Source organism: Pseudocitrobacter cyperus, assembly GCF_039889165.1.
GTDB classification, from domain to species: Bacteria; Pseudomonadota; Gammaproteobacteria; order Enterobacterales; family Enterobacteriaceae; genus Pseudocitrobacter; species Pseudocitrobacter cyperus.
Map to the genome: position 1 here is coordinate 10,896 of NZ_JAYMYY010000012.1, position 19,565 is coordinate 30,460.

Here is a 19,565-nt window from a genome sequence, read left to right on the forward strand (position 1 = left end):
ACATCATGCCGCTTCAATCTTGCGGACTTTCTCCGGCAACTTTACCGGTTTAGTCGCCAGCGCGTCGGCGTCGAAATCGTCCACGTTAATACTGCGCAGACGGCTCTCTTCAGCCTTAATCAGAATATCGGCTTCTTCCTGATCGATAAGCCCTTTCGCCAGCGCATTACGTGCCAGTTCATCCAGTCGGGTAAACGGCAGGTTTTTGCCAATCTCTTTGCAGATCCGCTGGTGGATAGGGTCTGCGGCCATCACGTCGATCAGCGCCTCTTCCAGCAGACCCACCGGGTTATGCTCGCTCGGCGTCAGGTACTGACCACGGCCAATACGGGAGCGCGTGGCACACGGTGTTTGCAGGATCTTCGCCACCTGATGATCCAGCTTATCCGACGGCGCATGATAATGGCGACCGGTCGGGAAAATAACCACGCTCAGCGCACCGGCCACAAAACGATTCGGGAAGTTCTTCAGCAAATCATCAATTGCCTGCTCAGCCTGATACAGCGCATCCTGTACGCCCCAGTGAACCAGCGGTAAATCGGCTTCATTACGCCCTTCGTCGTCATAGCGTTTCAGCACCGCAGAGGCAAGATAGAGTTGGCTCAGTACATCGCCCAGACGCGCGGAGATACGTTCACGGCGTTTCAGGCTGCCGCCCAGCACCGCCATTGATACGTCAGAGAGTAATGCGAGGTTAGCACTCAAACGGTTCAGATGTTGATAGTAGCGGCGCGTCTGGTCATGTGTCGGCGTGGCGCTGGTTAAGCCGCGCGTCAGGCCAAGCCAGAAGCTGCGCACCTTGTTACTGCCAACGTGGCCGATGTGTTTAAACAGCAGGTTATCAAACGCTTTCACGTCTTTATTCTGTGCGGCGGCCATTTCATCCAGCACATAGGGATGGCAGCGAATCGCGCCCTGGCCGAAGATCATCATGCTACGGGTCAGGATATTCGCGCCCTCGACGGTGATAGCAATCGGTGCGCCCTGGTAAGCTCGGGCGAGGAAGTTGCCTTCACCGAGCATAATGCCTTTACCGCCGGCGATATCCATTGCATCAATAATTGACTGCTGACCACGGTGGGTACAGTGATATTTCACAATCGCCGACAGCACCGCCGGTTTTTCGCCAAGCATAATGCCGTAGGTAATTAACGATGCAGCCGCGTCCATTACGTAGGCGTTGCCGCCAATGCGCGCCAGTGGCTCTTCAATCCCTTCCATTTTCCCGATGGAGACTTTGAACTGACGGCGGATATGCGCATACGCCCCGGTCGCCAGTGCGACGGATTTCACGCCGCCCGTCGAGTTTGACGGCAGGGTGATCCCACGGCCAACAGACAGACACTCAACCAGCATACGCCAGCCCTGTCCGGCCATTTTCGGGCCGCCGATGATGTAGTCGATAGGGACGAAGATATCCTGACCACGGGTCGGGCCGTTCTGGAACGGCACGTTCAGCGGGAAGTGGCGGCGACCAATCTCGACGCCCGGCGTGCTGGTCGGAATCAACGCACAGGTAATGCCCAGATTCTCTTCGCCGCCCAGCAGTTTATCCGGGTCGGTGAGTTTAAAGGCCAGCCCCAGCACGGTGGCGATAGGCGCCAGCGTAATGTAGCGTTTGTTCCAGGTCAGGCGCATACCGAGCACCTGCTCGCCCTGCCATTCGCCCATGCAGACGACACCGGTATCCGGAATCGCGCCCGCATCGGAACCCGCTTCCGGGCTGGTCAACGCAAAGCAGGGGATCTCCTGACCCCGCGCCAGACGTGGCAGGTAGTGATTTTTCTGCTCTTCAGTGCCGTAATGCTGTAACAGTTCACCCGGCCCTAATGAGTTCGGCACGCCCACGGTGATCGCCAGAATACCCGACACACCGGAGAGTTTTTGCAGCACGCGCGCCTGAGCATAGGCAGAGAACTCCAGCCCGCCGTACTCTTTCTTAATGATCATCGCAAAGAAGCGATGCTCTTTCAGATACGCCCACAGTTCCGGCGGTAGATCCGCCATTTCATGGGTAATTTCGAAGTCGTTTGCCATACGGCAGGCTTCTTCTACCGGGCCGTCGATAAACGCTTGTTCTTCCGCCGTCAGGCGTGGCTGCGGATAGTTATGCAGCTTTTTCCAGTCCGGATTACCGCGGAACAGGTCGCCTTCCCACCAGGTGGTGCCGGCATCAATCGCCTCTTTTTCAGTACGCGACATCGGCGGCATCACTTTGCAGAAGGTACGGAACACCGGCGCTGAGATCATCGCGCGGCGCATGGAAGGAACATTGAAAGGCACCAGAATAATGGCCAGCGGCACCAGCAGCCAGATGTTCCACAGCCCTGCCGCGCCAAGCGCCGCAGTCCAGGCCAGTAAAATCAGGCTGCTCAGAGTCAGGCTGACGCGGTGATAGAAGAGCACACCGAGTAAAGCAATGGTTGCAACAATACTCAAAATCATCATAGAGAAATGCTCCCTGTCTTGTAGGAGGTCTGACCACTTGTGATAGTATTGTTCTAGTTGATGTGATTTCTTTTAGCAATGTGATTACAAAATAATTACAACCTTGCTCACATTGTTGTCGCTTTCCCTGGCACAGAAAATCAAAAGCCACCGTTAAGTGGTGGGCTTTAGCTTCTCGCTGCTGATGCTATCCGGTACACTGTTAAAAAGTTATTTCACCCATACTGAAGGATTACCTCATGTACCAGGATCTTATTCGTAACGAATTGAACGAAGCGGCAGAAACGCTGGCTAACTTCCTGAAAGATGAAGCCAATATCCACGCGATTCAGCGTGCGGCGGTGCTGCTGGCCGATAGCTTCAAGGCGGGTGGTAAGGTGCTTTCCTGCGGCAACGGCGGTTCCCATTGTGACGCGATGCACTTTGCTGAAGAGCTTACCGGCCGCTACCGTGAAAACCGTCCAGGTTATCCGGCTATCGCGATTTCCGATGTCAGCCATATCTCCTGCGTGAGCAATGATTTCGGTTATGAATATGTTTTCTCCCGTTACGTTGAATCCGTAGGCCGCGCAGGTGACGTTCTGCTGGGGATCTCCACGTCCGGTAACTCCGGCAACGTGATTAAAGCGATCGAAGCGGCGCGCGCGCAGGGGATGAAAGTGATCACCCTGACCGGTAAAGACGGCGGTAAAATGGCCGGCTCTGCGGATGTTGAAATCCGTGTACCGCACTTTGGCTATGCTGACCGCGTACAGGAAATTCACATCAAAGTGATCCATATCCTGATTATGCTGATCGAAAAAGAGATGGTTAAGGCGTAAGAACGACGGGGCTTCGGCCCCGATAAGCTGTGGGGGTGTAGAATGTGCGAACTGCTCGGGATGAGCGCGAATGTGCCAACCGATATCTGCTTCAGTTTTACCGGGCTTGTCCAGCGCGGCGGCGGCACCGGGCCGCATAAAGATGGCTGGGGGATCACCTTTTACGAAGGCAAAGGGTGTCGCACGTTCAAAGATCCTCACCCAAGCTACCAGTCGCCTATCGCCAAACTGGTGCAGGAATATCCCATAAAATCCTGTTCGGTGGTGGCGCACATTCGCCAGGCTAACCGCGGCAACGTGGCGCTGGAAAACACGCACCCCTTCACCCGCGAATTGTGGGGGCGCAACTGGACGTATGCGCACAACGGCCAACTTGACGGTTATAAATCGCTGGAAACCGGCAACTTCCGTCCGGTCGGCGAAACCGATAGCGAAAAAGCCTTCTGCTGGTTACTGCATAAACTCACTGAGCGCTATCCGCGCACGCCGGGCAATATGCCCGCGGTATTTGAATATATCGCGACGCTTGCTGCACAACTGCGCGAAAAAGGCGTGTTCAACATGTTGTTGTCGGATGGGCGTTATGTGATGGCGTTTTGCTCCACCAACCTGTTCTGGATCACCCGTCGGGCGCCATTTGGCGTGGCAACGCTGTTGGATCAGGACGTGGAAATCGATTTTCAGCAGGAGACAACCGCCAACGACGTGGTCACCGTGATTGCGACCCAGCCGCTGACGGGCAATGAAACCTGGCAAAAGATTATGCCAGGCGAGTGGCGTTTATTTTGCCTCGGGGACAGAATAGTTTGACACCAGTTGCGGCTGCACCACTTCGTGGCTCAGCGGCTTGCTGACGACATAGCGCCCGTCGACGACAGAAACGATAGGCGGCTTATGAGTCTGCTGGAAGTAGTCATACCCCGGCTTCAGTTGCTGCCAGAAATCTTTATAGGTGGAGTATTTGTGACGTTCCATATTGGCATCGCTCATGCGGAACGGATAAATACTCACCTGTACGCTCTGCTGGCCGAAGACTAACGCTCCGGTTACGAACTGGAAGATCTCATCAATGCCTGAATCGGTCATCGCATAGCAACCCACCGACACGCATGCGCCGTGGATCATCAAATATTTCCCTTCATAACCGTGCGCGCGGTCATAGGCGTTCGGGAAACCAATGTTAATGGCTTTATAGAAGCGGCTGTCTGGTTTGAGCTGGCTGCGCTGCACGGAGTAAAACCCTTCCGGGCTTTTGAAGTCTCCCTGGCGACGTTTAGGCCCCAGGCCGCCAGAGTAATTACAGATGCGGTAGCTATCAAGGAGCTGATACGTCTCGCCCATCTTGACGTACAGGTCAAGGGTGCGCTCTTCTTTGAAGATTTGAACGTAAACCGGTGAACCCATTAACTGTTGCTTATATTCTTTACTGACCGGCGTCGTCGGGCTGTTGCTGCTCAGCAACCCGGCAAACGAGATGCACGGCATCAGAAGCATCGCAATGAAAAATGCGATTTTGCGCATACTACATGTTCCTTGATAAACAAAAATCACATGCCAGGAAGGCAAGAGAGAGACAAAATCAGAGTTATCTGTCTTTTGAGCGCTCACATTAGCATCACGGCAGTTTTTCGCAAGAGGGGACGATTGTGTTTACAATTCAGTTTTACTTAATCTGCGTCCCGCCTGACTAATAAGCGTAGCACCATCAAACATATACGTTTGAACTGCCTTTTATAGCCTATTTCTGCCCCGCATTCTCTCAGAACTTTGCGCAATAGCTCGCATTTTATGGGCGAAGTTGGAGTATCTGCTGCGAAGCAAACACATATGGTGTTAAGATTCGCCAACGTTATCATTCTGGGGTAAGTATGCCTTTAGTAAATGGCTTTCCTGTCTGATTCGTTCCCCAACGTCTGACAGACATCCTCAGGTGATAAAAGTGTAAGAAAGGATGCGTTTCTCTCATCATCGCCCATCATGGAATGAGCCGGGGGTTAATACCGTCAATCCTTTCTTTTGTATCGTTAATTACAACGCTGGCCTTAGCGCTTAACGGATACCTGCTAACAATATGATTAAAATAACAAAGGGTCTTGATATTCCCATCGCGGGTGTGCCCGACCAACAACGTATCGATGATGTCGCAGTAACACGCGTCGCGATAAAAGGTGACGATTACATCGGCCTGCGTCCTTCAATGGCCGTTCAGGAAGGCGATCGGGTACTGAAGGGGCAACTGCTTTTCGAAGATAAAAAAATTCCTGGTGTGCGTTTCACCGCCCCGGCAAGCGGCATTGTCAGTGCCATTAACCGTGGCGAGCGTCGCGTGCTCCAGTCCGTGGTGATTGATATCGACGGTGATGAAGCGGTTGAGTTCCCGCGTTTTGCTGCTGATGAACTGGCGACATTGCCGCGTGAAACCGTCGAAGCGCAACTGATTACCTCCGGATTGTGGAGCGCAATGCGCATGCGTCCTTTTAGCAAATCACCGATGCCAGGCACACAGCCTGCGGCGATTTTTGTTACCGCGATGGACTCTAATCCGCTAGCCGCCGATCCACAGCCGATTATTCTGGCTCAGCGTGACGCTTTTGATGCCGCTCTGACAGTGTTGACGCGCCTTACTGACGGTAAAGTACACGTCTGTCAGGCAAGCGGCGGCAAACTGGGCGGCCATCCGTGTGGGCAGGTGACGTTCAATCAGTTTACCGGGCCCCATCCTTCGGGGTTAGTGGGGACGCACATTCACTTCCTCGAACCGGTCAGCCTCGAAAAACAGGTGTGGCATCTGAATTATCAGGATGCGATCGCCATCGGCAAACTGTTCCTTGAAGGTGAACTCTGGACTGAGCGCGTCATCGCACTTGGCGGGCCGCAGGTGAAACAGCCGCGCCTGTTGCGCACACGTCTCGGCGCCTCGCTGGATGAGCTGGTGCAGGGGGAATTACTGGAAGGGGAGAACCGCGTGTTGTCCGGTTCTGTACTCAACGGTAGCCAGGGCGTTGGCCCGCAGGCGTTCCTTGGGCGCTTCCACTTGCAGGTCAGCGTGCTGAAAGAAGGGCGCGAAAAAGAGCTGCTCGGCTGGGTTGCGCCGGGCCGTGACAAATTCTCCATTACCCGTACCACGCTTGGCCACTTCCTGAAGCGTAAGCTCTTTAACCTTTCTACAGATACCCACGGCGGCGCACGTGCGATGGTGCCGATTGGCAGCTACGAGCGCGTGATGCCACTGGATATTCTGCCGACGATGCTCCTGCGTGACCTGTTGGCGGGTGATTCCGACAGCGCGCAGGCGCTGGGCTGCCTGGAACTGGACGAAGAAGATCTGGCGCTCTGTACCTACGTTTGTCCGGGAAAATATGAGTACGGCCCGGTGCTGCGTAGCGTGTTAACCCAAATTGAGCAGGAAGGATAAGTGATGGGCTTAAAGCATCTGGTCGAAAAACTTGAGCCGCACTTTACCCATGGCGGCAAGCTGGAAAAATATTACCCGCTGTATGAGGCGGCGGCGACGCTGCTCTATACGCCGGGGAGCGTGACGAAGGGCGCAGCGCACGTGCGTGACGCCATCGACCTTAAACGCATGATGATCCTTGTATGGTTCGCGGTATTCCCGGCGATGTTCTGGGGCATGTACAACGTTGGCCTGCAAACCATTCCGGCACTGCATAAAATGTACGGCGCGGAACAGCTCCAGCAGGTGATTGCCGGAAACTGGCACTACAGCCTTGCGCAGGCGTTGGGCGTGAGTTTCGCACCGGACGCAGGCTGGCTCAGCATGATGACGCTGGGCTCGGTCTTCTTTGTGCCGATATACGCCACCGTTTTCCTGGTTGGCGGCTTCTGGGAAGTGCTGTTTGCCATCATCCGCAAACATGAAGTGAACGAAGGCTTCTTTGTCACCTCGATTCTGTTCGCGTTGATTGTCCCTCCCACCATGCCGCTCTGGCAGGCGGCGCTGGGGATCTCTTTCGGCGTGGTCATTGCCAAAGAGATTTTCGGCGGCACCGGGCGCAACTTCCTCAACCCGGCGCTGGCCGGGCGTGCATTCCTCTTCTTCGCCTACCCGGCGCAGATCTCCGGTGACCTGGTATGGACGGCGGCGGATGGCTTCTCCGGCGCAACGCCGCTCTCCCAGTGGGCGAGCCACGGCGGTGAAACGCTGGTTAACGTCGCCACCGGGCAGCCCGTCACCTGGATGGATGCTTTCCTCGGCAACATTCCGGGTTCGATTGGCGAAGTGTCGACGCTGATGATCCTGCTTGGTGGTGCCATCATTATCTACGGGCGTGTGGCTTCCTGGCGAATTGTCGCCGGGGTGATGCTCGGCATGATTGCCAGCGCCACGCTGTTCAACGTTGTGGGTTCCGACACCAACCCGATGTTCGCCATGCCCTGGTACTGGCATCTGGTGCTCGGCGGTTTCGCGTTTGGCATGATGTTTATGGCCACCGACCCCGTATCGGCATCGTTTACTGATAAAGGCAAGTGGTGCTACGGCGCATTGATCGGCGTGATGTGTGTACTGATACGCGTGGTGAACCCGGCTTATCCGGAAGGGATGATGCTGGCGATTCTGTTCGCCAACCTCTTTGCGCCGCTGTTTGATTACCTGGTGGTGCAGGCCAACATTAAGCGGAGGAAGTCGCGTGGCTGAAGTCAAAAGTAACGATAGCATCGGCAAGACACTGCTGGTGGTGCTGGTGCTGTGCCTGGTCTGTTCCATCGTGGTCGCGGGCTCGGCGGTGGGGTTGAAATCCCGTCAGCAGGAGCAGCGCGCGCTCGACAAGCAACGCAATATTCTGGCGGTGGCTGGGCTGATGCAGCAGGGAATGCCGGCCAGTGATGTTGCCAGCATCTTTAATGAACGTATCACCCCGCGATTGCTGGATCTCAAAACCGGTAATCTGCTGGAGCGCGACCCGGCGGAGTTTAATCAGGCTCAGGCGCTGAAAGATCCGGAACAAAGCCTGCAACTCGATGGGCGCGATGACCCGGCGGGTATCAAGCGCCGCAGCAATGTAGTGGAAATCTACCTGGTGAAGGATGCGCAGCAAAAGGTACAGGAAATCGTACTGCCGGTTTACGGCAATGGCCTGTGGTCGATGATGTACGCCTTCGTAGCGCTGGATACGGATGGCCGCACGGTGAAAGGCATCACCTATTACGACCAGGGGGAAACCCCGGGTTTAGGCGGCGAGATTGAAAACCCGAACTGGCGCGCCCAGTTTATCGGCAAAAAAGTGGTTGATGAAACCGGCAAACCGGCGCTGAAGGTGGTGAAAGGCGCAGCGAGGCAAGGGGATGATTACGCCGTTGATGGTCTCTCCGGTGCGACACTCACCTCAAATGGCGTACAGCATAGTTTTGATTTCTGGATGGGCGATCTCGGTTTTGGCCCGTTCCTGAAACAGGTTCGTGAAGGAGTGCTGAATAATGGCTGAACAGGGCGATATGAAAGAAGTTAAGCGCGTGCTGGTGGGGCCGTTGATCGCCAATAACCCGATCACGCTTCAGGTTCTCGGCGTCTGCTCGGCGCTGGCGGTAACGACAAAACTGGAAACCGCGTTCGTGATGACCATAGCGGTAACGCTGGTGACGGCGTTCTCCAGCATGTTTATCTCGATGATCCGCCACCATATCCCGAACAGTGTCCGCATCATCGTGCAGATGGCGATCATCGCCTCGCTGGTGATCGTGGTCGATCAGATCCTGCGCGCGTTTGCCTATGAGATCTCTAAACAGCTCTCGGTATTTGTGGGTCTTATCATCACCAACTGTATCGTAATGGGGCGTGCGGAAGCTTATGCGATGAAAGCGCCGCCTCTGGCGAGCTTTATGGATGGCATCGGCAACGGCCTCGGCTACGGCGCCATTCTGCTGATTGTTGGCTTCCTGCGCGAGCTTATCGGTAGCGGTAAGCTTTTTGGGATAACGGTTCTGGAAACGGTGCAAAATGGTGGCTGGTATCAGCCGAACGGCCTGTTCCTGCTGGCGCCGAGCGCCTTTTTCATCATCGGCCTGCTAATTTGGGCGCTTCGTACCTGGAAGCCGGAACAGCAGGAGAAGGAGTAACCGATGGCTCACTATATCAGTCTCTTTGTGCGTGCCGTTTTTATTGAAAATATGGCGCTGGCGTTCTTCCTGGGGATGTGTACCTTCCTCGCGGTGTCAAAAAAGGTCTCAACGGCGTTTGGTCTTGGCGTGGCGGTGACGCTCGTGCTGGGGATTTCCGTTCCGGCGAATAACCTGGTCTATAACCTGGTGCTGCGCGACGGCGCATTGATGGACGGGGTTGATCTCAGCTTCCTGAGCTTTATCACGTTTATCGGCGTGATTGCGGCGCTGGTGCAAATCCTTGAGATGATCCTCGATAAATATTTCCCGGCGCTTTACACCGCACTGGGGATATTCCTGCCGCTTATCACCGTCAACTGCGCCATCTTCGGTGGCGTGTCGTTTATGGTGCAGCGCGATTATAACTTCAGTGAATCCATTGTTTATGGCTTCGGTTCCGGTATCGGCTGGATGCTGGCGATCGTCGCGATGGCAGGGCTGCGCGAAAAAATGAAGTATTCAAATGTGCCTGCGGGCTTGCAGGGTTTAGGGATCACCTTTATCACCACCGGATTGATGGCGCTTGGTTTTATGTCTTTTTCCGGCGTACAGCTATAAGGGGCGAATAAAATGGAAATTATACTTGGCGTAGCCATGTTCACCCTGATCGTTCTGGCGCTGTCGGTGCTGATCCTGTTTGCTAAATCAAAACTGGTCAACTCAGGCGATGTGGTGATTGAAATCAACAACGAAGCCGACAGGCAGATCCGAACGCCTGCGGGCGACAAACTGCTGAATACGCTCTCCAGCAACGGCATTTTTGTCTCATCGGCCTGCGGAGGCGGCGGCTCATGTGGGCAGTGCCGGGTGAAAATCAAAGAAGGCGGTGGCGATATCCTGCCGACGGAACTGTCGCACATCTCCAAACGCGATGCCAAAGAGGGCTGCCGTCTGGCCTGCCAGGTCGCGGTGAAGCAGGACATGAAAATTGAACTGCCTGAAGAGATCTTTGGCGTCAAAAAATGGGAATGCGAGGTTATCTCTAACGATAACAAAGCCACGTTTATTAAAGAGTTGAAGCTGGCTATTCCGGAAGGGGAAGTGGTGCCATTCCGCGCCGGGGGCTATATTCAGATTGAATGCCCATCGCACAAAGTGGCCTATGCTGATTTCGATGTGCCGGATGAGTATCGTTCCGACTGGGATAAATTCAATCTCTTCCGCTACGTCTCTGAAGTAAAAGAGCCGACGGTGCGCGCCTATTCGATGGCGAACTACCCGGAAGAAAAAGGCATCATCATGCTCAACGTGCGTATTGCCACACCACCGCCGAGCGTGCCAGATGCGCCGCCGGGGATTATGTCCTCTTACATCTGGTCGCTGAAGCCGGGTGATAAGGTGACAATTTCCGGGCCATTTGGGGAATTTTTCGCAAAAGAAACCGACGCCGAAATGGTCTTTATCGGCGGTGGGGCAGGGATGGCGCCGATGCGTTCGCACATTTTCGACCAGCTTAAACGCCTGCATAGCCACCGGAAAATCAGCTTCTGGTACGGCGCGCGTTCGCTGCGTGAAATGTTCTATCAGGACGAGTTCGAACAACTGGCGCGAGATAACCCGAACTTTACCTTCCATATTGCGCTTTCTGATGCGCTGCCGGAGGACAACTGGACGGGTTACACGGGCTTTATCCATAATGTCCTATATGAAAACTACCTGCGCGACCACCCGGCCCCGGAAGATTGTGAGTTCTACATGTGCGGGCCGCCGATGATGAACGCTGCGGTCATCAAAATGCTGAAAGACCTGGGTGTGGAAGATGACAACATCATGCTTGATGACTTTGGAGGCTGATGATGCTCACGGTATTTCTGGCGACGTTTGCCATTTTCGCGCTGGTGATCCTCGGTATGTCGCTGGGGTACATCATTAAGCGTAAAAGTATCCAGGGCAGTTGCGGCGGCATTTCCTCGCTGGGGCTGGAGAAAGTCTGCGACTGCCCGGAACCGTGCGATGCGCGCAAAAAGCGCATGGCGCGCGAAGCGTTGCAGAAGGAAAGGCGGATATTGTAGTGCCGGGGGGAGGGACAGGCCGGGGGTGAAAACCCGGCACGATCCCTCTTCTCACTTACTTCATTTATACTGTATACTTGTCCAGTAACATCCGGGGGCAACGTATGCGCAAAATTATCCACGTCGATATGGACTGCTTCTTCGCAGCGGTAGAGATGCGCGATAATCCCGCGTTGCGCGACATCCCCATCGCCATTGGCGGCAGCCGTGAACGACGCGGCGTCATCAGTACGGCTAACTATCCGGCACGTAAATTCGGCGTGCGCAGTGCGATGCCCACCGGCATGGCACTCAAACTCTGCCCGCACCTGACTCTGCTACCGGGCCGTTTTGATGCTTATAAAGAAGCCTCAAATCACATTCGCGAAATTTTCTCTCGCTACACCTCGCTTATCGAACCGCTATCGCTGGATGAAGCCTATCTTGACGTCAGCGACAGCGTGCATTGCCATGGCTCTGCCACGCTTATCGCGCAGGAAATTCGCCAGACTATCTTCAACGAATTGCAGCTTACTGCTTCCGCTGGCATCGCACCGGTGAAATTTCTTGCCAAAATCGCCTCCGACCTCAACAAGCCCAACGGCCAGTTTGTTCTCACGCCTGCTGATGTCCCGGCATTCCTGAAAACGCTGCCGCTGGAGAAAATTCCCGGCGTTGGGAAAGTCTCGGCGGCAAAGCTCGAAAGCATGGGGCTGAAAACCTGTGAAGATGTGCAGAAAAGCGATCTCGCCATGTTATTGAAACGCTTTGGTAAATTTGGCCGCGTATTATGGGAGCGCAGCCAGGGGATTGATGAACGGGCGATCAACAACGAGCGATTAAGAAAATCCATCGGCGTGGAACGTACACTGGCTGAAGATATCCATGACTGGTCTGACTGCGAAGCGATTATCGAACGTCTCTACCCGGAACTGGAGCGGCGGCTGGCGAAGGTCAAACCCGACCTGCTGATTGCCCGCCAGGGCGTGAAACTCAAATTTAATGACTTCCAGCTCACGACTCAGGAACACGTCTGGCCGCGTCTGAACAAAGAAGACCTGATTGCCACGGCCTACAAAACCTGGCACGAACGCCGCGCCGGGCGCGGTGTCCGGCTGGTGGGGCTGCACGTCACGCTGCTTGATCCACAACTTGAAAGACAACTGGTGTTAGGACTTTAATCATGAACATTCGCCCCTGGCAGCCGCATGAACTGCCGCAGTTGAGTCAGATTTTCCTGCGCGCGGTGTTTGAAACCGCCAGCCAGCATTATTCCCCCGCGCAAATCGCCGCCTGGGGTCAGGTGGATGACGCACAGTGGCGGCAGAAATTAGCCTCTTCCGTGGTGCTGGTCGCAGAAGTGGACGGCGAGGTTGTCGGTTTTATCACGGCCGTAGGGCATTACATCGACCTGCTTTTTGTCTCGCCAGATTACGCGCGGCAGGGGATTGCCGGGGCGTTGTTACGAGCATTGCTGGCGAAAATGCTACCCGGAAAAGTCACCGTGGCGGCGAGCATTACGGCAAAACCGTTCTTTGAAGGTCAGGGATTTGTACTGGTGCGCGAGCAAAATGTGGAGGCGAGGGGAGAGTGGTTTATTAATTACCTGATGGCGCGCGACGTATAAAAAAGCCGGGCGGTGACTGCGCCCGGCTTGCAGGGTATTACTTCGCCGGAATGGCTTTCAGCAGTTCAGTCAGCAGCGTCCAGTAGTGGCCCACGCTTTCGATATGAACTTGCTCATCCGGGGAGTGAGGGCCAGTGATGGTTGGCCCGATGGAAACCATGTCCATTTCCGGATACGGTTTTTTGAACAGACCGCATTCCAGGCCTGCGTGGATAACCTGAATGTTCGGGGTCTTATTGAACAGACGCTGATAAGTTTCACGCACCAGGTGCATTACCGGTGAGTTTGCATCCGGCTGCCAGCCAGGATAGCTGCCTTTGGCTTCGGTTTTCGCACCAGCCAGCTTACCCAGTGAATCCAGCATGCTGACCACGTACTCTTTACCGGTGTCGATAAGCGAACGAATCAGACAGTGGATTTCCACGTTGTCATCAGTCATGGTCACAACGCCGACGTTCAGAGAGGTTTCCACCACGCCTTTTGCCACGTCAGAGTTGCGGATCACGCCATTCGGCGTGGCGTTCAGCAGGCGAACGAAAGCATCGCGAGACTGTGCGGTCAGCGCGGCTTTATCGTTGCTTACCGGCTCCAGCAGTACAGTCAGGTTTTTCTCTTTCTCAGCCAGTTCGTTTTTCAGGATGTCCTGATATTTACCGACCAGCGCTTTCAGAGCATCCACTTTGCCAGCGTCAACTGCAACGGTTGAGAACGCTTCGCGTGGAATGGCGTTACGCAGCGTACCGCCGTTGAAATCAACCAGGCGCAGATCCAGTTCTGCCGCGTGTCCCGCCAGGAAACGTACCAACAGTTTGTTGGCGTTGCCCAGGCCGACGTGAATTTCGCCGCCGGAGTGGCCGCCTTTCAGGCCTTTCAGCGTCAGCTTAAAGCTCTGGAAGCCCGCCGGAATCGCTTCGCGATCGAGATGCAGGTTGGAGGTGAAATCGATACCGCCCGCACAACCCATGTAGATTTCACCCTCTTCTTCAGAGTCGGTGTTAATCAGAATATCCGCCTGCAGCCAGTTGGCTTTCAGGCCAAACGCGCCGTCCATGCCGGCTTCTTCGGTCATGGTCAACAGCACTTCCAGCGGGCCGTGCTCGACGTTATCGTCAGCCAGCACCGCCAGCGCGGAGGCCATACCGATACCGTTATCCGCCCCCAGGGTGGTGCCGCGTGCTTTCACCCACTCGCCATCGATGTATGGCTGAATCGGGTCTTTGGTGAAATCATGAACGGTATCGTTGTTTTTCTGCGGCACCATATCGAGGTGCGCCTGCAGAACGACCGGTTTGCGGTTTTCCATTCCGGCGGTTGCGCCTTTACGAATCAGGATGTTACCGACTTCGTCGCGTTCCGTATGTAAACCTTTTTCTTTTGCCCAGCCGATGATGTGTTCAGCCAGTTGCTCTTCGTGATAAGACGGGTGAGGAATCGAACAAATTTTGGCAAAAATATCCCACAACGGTTGCGGGGAGAGTTGAGACAGTTCCGACACGATGAGTCTCCTTACGGCGTTAAGCATCTTAAATTAGGTGATAGGTAGCAAAAAAGACACCACAAGCAGCGCTTGCGAGATAAGGTCGAGAATACCACTTTCTGCCCTCTCTGCCAGAACAAACCGCGGAAAAAGAGGGGCAGAGTCCGCTTAAGGCTGGTTTTTAGCGCGTCAGATCTCTATAATCTCGCGCAACCTATTTCCCCCTTGAACACTTTTTAAGCCGTATAACACAGGCTGGGATACTTTCACATGAGCGAAAAATACGTCGTCACCTGGGACATGTTGCAGATTCACGCCCGCAAACTGGCAAGCCGTCTGTTACCTGTTGAACAGTGGAAAGGCATCATTGCCGTTAGCCGTGGGGGTCTGGTACCAGGCGCTCTGCTGGCACGTGAACTGGGCATTCGTCATGTTGATACCGTTTGCATCTCCAGCTACGACCACGACAACCAGCGTGAGCTGACCGTCCTGAAACGCGCCGAAGGCGACGGTGAAGGCTTTATCGTGATCGACGACCTGGTTGATACCGGCGGCACCGCAGTGGCTATCCGCGAAATGTATCCTAAAGCACATTTCGTCACCATCTTCGCTAAACCGGCAGGTCGCCCGCTGGTTGACGATTATGTCATTGATATCCCGCAGGATACCTGGATTGAACAGCCGTGGGATATGGGCGTTGTCTTCGTACCGCCGATTGCCGGCCGTTAATTCCTGCAATTAATGCGATTCCAGCGCCCGGCAATGCCGGGCGTTGTTCTTTTTACCGCTATGCGCGGTACAATAGTCCAAAGCTCGTATTCATGGAGACTGTGCGATGTCAGAGGCGAATCTCAGCGAAACCCTGTTCAAACCGCGTTTCAAACACCCTGAAACCTCTACGCTGGTGCGTCGATTCAATCACGGGAGCGATCCTGCGGTGCAGTCTGCGCTTGATGGTAAAACCGTCCCGCACTGGTATCGCATGATTAACCGCCTGATGTGGATCTGGCGTGGCATCTCGCCGCAGGAAATTCTTGATGTGCAGGCGCGCATCGTAATGAGCAAGGCTGAACGTACCGACGAGGGAATGCTTGATACGGTGGTGGGCTATCGCGGCGGCAACTGGATCTACGAGTGGTCGACGCAGGCGATGCAGTGGCAGCAAAAAGCCGCTCAGGAAGACGATCCGTTGCTAAGCGGTCGCCACTGGCTGCATGCCTCCAATCTCTACAGTATTGCGGCCTATCCGCATCTGAAAGGCGATGAACTTGCTGAACAAGCGCAGGTGCTGGCTAATCGCGCCTATGCGGAAGCGGCGAAACGTCTGCCAGGTGAAATGCGTGAACTGGAAATCGCCATTCCTGGCGGCTCGCCAGTTAGCGCGTTCCTGCATATGCCCGGGGGCGATGGCCCGTTCCCGACGGTGCTGATGTGCGGTGGGCTCGATGGCCTGCAAATTGATTACTACAGCTTATATGAGCACTACTTCGCGCCACTAGGCATCGCTATGCTCACGCTGGATATGCCATCAATTGGCGGTTCGTCGAAGTGGAAACTCAGCCAGGACTCCAGCCAGTTGCATCAACATCTGCTGCGTGAACTGCCGAATATTCCGTGGGTTGACCATACGCGCGTGGCGGCCTTTGGCTTCCGCTTTGGCGCGAACGTCGCGGTACGGCTGGCCTACCTCGAATCTCAGCGCCTGCGTGCTGTCGCTTGTCTGGGGCCAATTGTGCACTGCCTGCTGAGCGACCCGCTGCGTCAGGGGCGCGTGCCGGAAATGTATCTTGATGTGCTCGCCTCGCGTCTTGGTATGCACGATGCTTCTGATGACGCGCTGCGTATCGAACTGAACCGTTACTCGCTGAAAACACAGGGGTTACTGGGGCGCCGCTGCCCAACGCCGATGCTTTCCGGCTACTGGAAGGATGATCCGTTCAGTCCGGAAGAGGAGTCGCGCCTGATTGTCTCTTCCTCGTCAGAAGGCAAGCTGCTAAATGTGCCGTTTAACCCGGTGTATCAGAATTTCGACAAGGCACTCAAAGAAATTGCAGGGTGGATCAATAATAGATTTAGTTAATAGATTGCTAAATTTTATTGATTTGGTAAAACAGTTGCATCACTAAAGGAGATCGCAATGACGTTACCGAGTGGACACCCGAAGAGTAGACTGATTAAGAAACTCACTGCGCTGGGCCCTTACATCCGTGAAGAGCAGTGTGAAGAGAACCGCTTCTTTTTCGATTGCCTTGCTGTATGTGTGAACGTTAAGCCGGCGCCTGAGCTCCGTGAATTTTGGGGCTGGTGGATGGAAATGGAAGCGGAAGAAGACCGTTTCACCTACAGCTATCAGTTTGGCCTGTTTAATAAAGACGGAAAATGGCAGGCCAGCGCGATTAATGACCCTGAAGTTAACGAGCGCGTAGAGCAATCGTTACGCAGTTTTCATGAGCGAGCGCGTGAACTGCTGGCGACATTAGATCTGAAACTGGAACCGGCCGAGGGTTTTAACGATGAGCCGATGCGTTTATCGGCATAAATTAATGTGATTTTGGGCCAGTCAATCGTCCGGCAATTCGCGCCCACCAGTCCATTACTGGTGGGCGCTTTTAATCAGAACTGATAGGTCATCCCCAGCGCGACGATATCATCGTCATTGATGCCGAGTTTATTATCGCTGTCGATTTGGTTGATACGGTAATCCACAAACGCGGACATGTTCTTATTGAAGTAATACGTCGCCCCCACATCAATGTAATTCACCAGGTCTTCGCTGCCGACGCCTTCAATATCCTTGCCTTTAGATAATACGTAACCCAGTGATGGGCGGAAGCCATTATCGAACTGGTATTGCGCCACCACTTCGACGTTCTGCGCTTTATTGGCAAAACCACCCGAAATCGGCGTCATATTGCGGGTCTCAGAGTAGAAGGTCGCCAGATAAATATTGTTGGCGTCATATTTCAGACCCGTCGCCCAGGCTTCGGCTTTATTGCCCTGACCGCGCGGCGCCAGTGCTGCATTTTGCTGATCTGCCGTGCGGTCGGAAGCGGTATACGCGCCGCTGATGGCGAAATCGCTGCCAGCAAAATCATAAGCCAGTGATGTACCGAAGCCGTCGCCATTCTGCTTCTTGACCTCGCGGCCTTCGTTTTTCCCCTGATATTGCAGGGTTAAATCGAGACCATCCACGACGCCGAAGAAATCCATGTTACGGTAGGTTGCCAGACCGCTCGCGCGTTTGGTCATAAAGTTATCGGTTTGCGCGGAGGAGTCTCCACCAAATTCCGGAAACATATCGGTCCAGGCTTCAACATCGTACAGAGCCCCCAGATTACGACCATAATCAAAAGAACCAAAATTCTTTAATTTCAAACCAGCAAATGCCAGACGTGTTTTTTGTGAAGAGTCGCTTTCGGTTTTATTGCCGGAAAATTCAGATTCCCAGCGACCATAGCCGGTTAAATCTTCGTTGATCTGCGTCTCGCCCTTAATCCCAAACCGGACATAGGTCTGATCGCCATCTTTACTGTCGTAATCACTGATATAATGCATGGCTTTTACTTTGCCATACACGTCCAGTTTATTACCGTTCTTGTTATACACTTCCGCAGCCTGCACAGCAGAAACTGAGGTTAACGCGCTAATCATCATCAATGCCAGAGTGCTTTTTTTCATTTCCATTTCCTGATTTTTTAATAAGACAAAATTTATAAAAATGTATCCACATGAAAAAACAGGAAGGGTTGTAACGTTTATCAATGAAAGATTTATGACAATATCTAAGGAATGTCGGAATTATATTAAAAAAGTGTTTTTGTTCAGCGTTGTCATAAAATAGCCAAAAAGCATGGTTAAGCTTACTGATCGCGCGCAATAAAATTCCATGCTTTCCCTGCTGCCTGTTGGCAAGCGGGCTGACTCCTGCTACAACGTTCGTTTGGTACAAAAACTTCATTTTTAACGGCAGAGAATCATGAGTGATAGTCAGACGCTGGTGGTCAAACTGGGCACCAGTGTTTTAACGGGCGGATCGCGCCGCCTGAATCGCGCGCATATCGTTGAACTGGTTCGCCAGTGTGCTCAGCTCCATGCAGCCGGGCATCGTATTGTCATTGTAACGTCAGGAGCAATTGCCGCCGGGCGTGAGCATCTGGGTTATCCTGAACTGCCCGCGACTATCGCTTCGAAACAACTGCTCGCCGCCGTCGGCCAGAGCCGCCTCATTCAGTTGTGGGAACAACTGTTCTCTATCTACGGCATCCACGTCGGGCAGATGTTGCTGACCCGCGCGGATATGGAAGACAGAGAGCGTTTCCTCAACGCCCGCGATACCCTGCGCGCGCTGCTTGATAACAACATCGTACCGGTGATTAACGAAAATGATGCGGTCGCCACCGCGGAAATCAAAGTGGGTGATAACGACAACCTGTCGGCGCTGGCGGCGATTCTGGCGGGTGCCGATAAGCTGCTGCTGCTGACCGACCAGCAGGGTCTCTTCACCGCAGATCCGCGCAGCAACCCTGACGCCAAACTGATTACCGACGTGCACGGCATTGATGATGCGCTGCGCGCCGTCGCGGGGGACAGCGTCTCTGGCCTCGGCACAGGCGGAATGGGCACCAAATTGCAGGCCGCTGACGTTGCCTGCCGTGCGGGAATTGAAACGATTATCGCCGCAGGCAGCCGTCCAGGCGTCATTGGCGATGTGATGGCGGAAGTCTCCGTCGGCACCCGTTTTCACGCTCAGGATACACCGCTGGAGAACCGTAAACGTTGGATCTTTGGCGCACCGCCTGCTGGTGAAATTACCGTTGATGAGGGCGCGACCTCTGCCATTCTGGAACGCGGGAGTTCATTACTTCCAAAAGGCATTAAAAACGTGACAGGTAACTTCTCTCGTGGTGAAGTGATCCGCATCCGTAGTCTCGAAGGGCGAGATATCGCGCACGGCGTCAGCCGCTACAACAGCGACGCGCTACGCCTTATCGCCGGGCATCACTCACAGCAAATCGATGCTATTCTCGGCTATGAGTACGGCCCGGTTGCCGTCCACCGTGACGATATGATCACCCGCTAAGGAG

General features: G+C 54.3%; 19 protein-coding genes. 15 read left to right on the forward strand and 4 right to left on the reverse strand.

From position 1 onward, the window contains the following. Window positions 1-3 precede the first annotated feature (3 nt). Complete coding sequence (gene fadE, locus VSR74_RS22250) at window positions 4-2,448, reverse strand: acyl-CoA dehydrogenase FadE (protein WP_347796713.1); 2,445 nt, start codon at window positions 2,446-2,448, stop codon at window positions 4-6. Between the two features lie 239 nt (window positions 2,449-2,687). On the opposite strand from fadE, the gene lpcA reads away from it, so the two are divergent. Further along, complete coding sequence (gene lpcA, locus VSR74_RS22255) at window positions 2,688-3,269, forward strand: D-sedoheptulose 7-phosphate isomerase (protein WP_347796714.1); 582 nt, start codon at window positions 2,688-2,690, stop codon at window positions 3,267-3,269. 42 nt (window positions 3,270-3,311) lie between these two features. Next, window positions 3,312-4,079: a class II glutamine amidotransferase gene (locus VSR74_RS22260; RefSeq protein ID WP_347796715.1), complete on the forward strand. Its 768-nt coding sequence runs from the start codon at window positions 3,312-3,314 to the stop codon at window positions 4,077-4,079. Here VSR74_RS22260 and dpaA read toward each other — a convergent pair. After that, the gene (gene dpaA, locus VSR74_RS22265; protein WP_347796716.1) at window positions 4,050-4,790 is read right to left on the reverse strand and encodes a peptidoglycan meso-diaminopimelic acid protein amidase; all 741 of its coding nucleotides are present in this window, start codon (window positions 4,788-4,790) and stop codon (window positions 4,050-4,052) included. The two genes, VSR74_RS22260 and dpaA, sit on opposite strands and share 30 nt — an antisense overlap. Window positions 4,791-5,340: 550 nt before the next feature. Between dpaA and VSR74_RS22270 the strand changes: the two genes are divergently transcribed. From VSR74_RS22270 to VSR74_RS22310, 9 genes are all read left to right on the forward strand, one after another. Next, complete coding sequence (locus tag VSR74_RS22270) at window positions 5,341-6,684, forward strand: Na(+)-translocating NADH-quinone reductase subunit A (RefSeq protein ID WP_347796717.1); 1,344 nt, start codon at window positions 5,341-5,343, stop codon at window positions 6,682-6,684. A 3-nt stretch (window positions 6,685-6,687) separates the two neighbouring features. Further along, window positions 6,688-7,926: an NADH:ubiquinone reductase (Na(+)-transporting) subunit B gene (locus VSR74_RS22275; RefSeq protein WP_347796734.1), complete on the forward strand. Its 1,239-nt coding sequence runs from the start codon at window positions 6,688-6,690 to the stop codon at window positions 7,924-7,926. Continuing rightward, window positions 7,919-8,713 (forward strand): Na(+)-translocating NADH-quinone reductase subunit C, encoded by a 795-nt coding sequence (locus tag VSR74_RS22280; protein ID WP_347796718.1) that lies wholly within the window; start codon window positions 7,919-7,921, stop codon window positions 8,711-8,713. Before VSR74_RS22275 ends, VSR74_RS22280 begins: the two co-directional genes overlap by 8 nt. Then, the gene (locus VSR74_RS22285) at window positions 8,706-9,344 is read left to right on the forward strand and encodes an NADH:ubiquinone reductase (Na(+)-transporting) subunit D (protein WP_347796719.1); all 639 of its coding nucleotides are present in this window, start codon (window positions 8,706-8,708) and stop codon (window positions 9,342-9,344) included. Before VSR74_RS22280 ends, VSR74_RS22285 begins: the two co-directional genes overlap by 8 nt. A 3-nt stretch (window positions 9,345-9,347) precedes the next feature. Beyond that, window positions 9,348-9,944 (forward strand): NADH:ubiquinone reductase (Na(+)-transporting) subunit E, encoded by a 597-nt coding sequence (gene nqrE / locus VSR74_RS22290; RefSeq protein WP_347796720.1) that lies wholly within the window; start codon window positions 9,348-9,350, stop codon window positions 9,942-9,944. Between the two features lie 12 nt (window positions 9,945-9,956). Next, window positions 9,957-11,180, forward strand: a complete 1,224-nt coding sequence (gene nqrF / locus VSR74_RS22295; RefSeq protein ID WP_347796721.1) for an NADH:ubiquinone reductase (Na(+)-transporting) subunit F — start codon at window positions 9,957-9,959, stop codon at window positions 11,178-11,180. Window positions 11,181-11,182: 2 nt separating this feature from the next. Beyond that, window positions 11,183-11,398 carry a (Na+)-NQR maturation NqrM gene (gene nqrM / locus VSR74_RS22300; protein ID WP_347796735.1) on the forward strand — a complete coding sequence of 72 codons (216 nt, stop codon included), beginning with the start codon at window positions 11,183-11,185 and terminating at the stop codon, window positions 11,396-11,398. A 104-nt stretch (window positions 11,399-11,502) separates the two neighbouring features. Next, complete coding sequence (gene dinB / locus VSR74_RS22305) at window positions 11,503-12,558, forward strand: DNA polymerase IV (RefSeq protein WP_347796722.1); 1,056 nt, start codon at window positions 11,503-11,505, stop codon at window positions 12,556-12,558. 2 nt (window positions 12,559-12,560) lie between these two features. Then, complete coding sequence (locus tag VSR74_RS22310) at window positions 12,561-13,004, forward strand: GNAT family N-acetyltransferase (RefSeq protein ID WP_347796723.1); 444 nt, start codon at window positions 12,561-12,563, stop codon at window positions 13,002-13,004. 37 nt (window positions 13,005-13,041) lie between these two features. Here VSR74_RS22310 and pepD read toward each other — a convergent pair whose 3' ends face one another. After that, window positions 13,042-14,499 (reverse strand): cytosol nonspecific dipeptidase, encoded by a 1,458-nt coding sequence (gene pepD / locus VSR74_RS22315; RefSeq protein WP_347796724.1) that lies wholly within the window; start codon window positions 14,497-14,499, stop codon window positions 13,042-13,044. 252 nt (window positions 14,500-14,751) lie between these two features. On the opposite strand from pepD, the gene gpt reads away from it, so the two are divergent. From gpt to crl, 3 genes are all read left to right on the forward strand, one after another. Continuing rightward, entirely contained in the window at window positions 14,752-15,210 is a 459-nt protein-coding gene (gpt, locus tag VSR74_RS22320) for a xanthine phosphoribosyltransferase (protein WP_015965764.1), read from the forward strand. 106 nt (window positions 15,211-15,316) lie between these two features. Further along, window positions 15,317-16,561 carry an esterase FrsA gene (gene frsA / locus VSR74_RS22325; RefSeq protein WP_347796725.1) on the forward strand — a complete coding sequence of 415 codons (1,245 nt, stop codon included), beginning with the start codon at window positions 15,317-15,319 and terminating at the stop codon, window positions 16,559-16,561. A gap of 57 nt (window positions 16,562-16,618) precedes the next feature. Beyond that, window positions 16,619-17,020 carry a sigma factor-binding protein Crl gene (crl, locus tag VSR74_RS22330; RefSeq protein ID WP_347796726.1) on the forward strand — a complete coding sequence of 134 codons (402 nt, stop codon included), beginning with the start codon at window positions 16,619-16,621 and terminating at the stop codon, window positions 17,018-17,020. Between the two features lie 74 nt (window positions 17,021-17,094). Here crl and phoE read toward each other — a convergent pair whose 3' ends face one another. Next, complete coding sequence (gene phoE, locus VSR74_RS22335; protein ID WP_347796727.1) at window positions 17,095-18,159, reverse strand: phosphoporin PhoE; 1,065 nt, start codon at window positions 18,157-18,159, stop codon at window positions 17,095-17,097. A 298-nt stretch (window positions 18,160-18,457) separates the two neighbouring features. Between phoE and proB the strand changes: the two genes are divergently transcribed. Beyond that, window positions 18,458-19,561 carry a glutamate 5-kinase gene (proB, locus tag VSR74_RS22340; RefSeq protein ID WP_108474712.1) on the forward strand — a complete coding sequence of 368 codons (1,104 nt, stop codon included), beginning with the start codon at window positions 18,458-18,460 and terminating at the stop codon, window positions 19,559-19,561. Window positions 19,562-19,565: the final 4 nt, after the last annotated feature.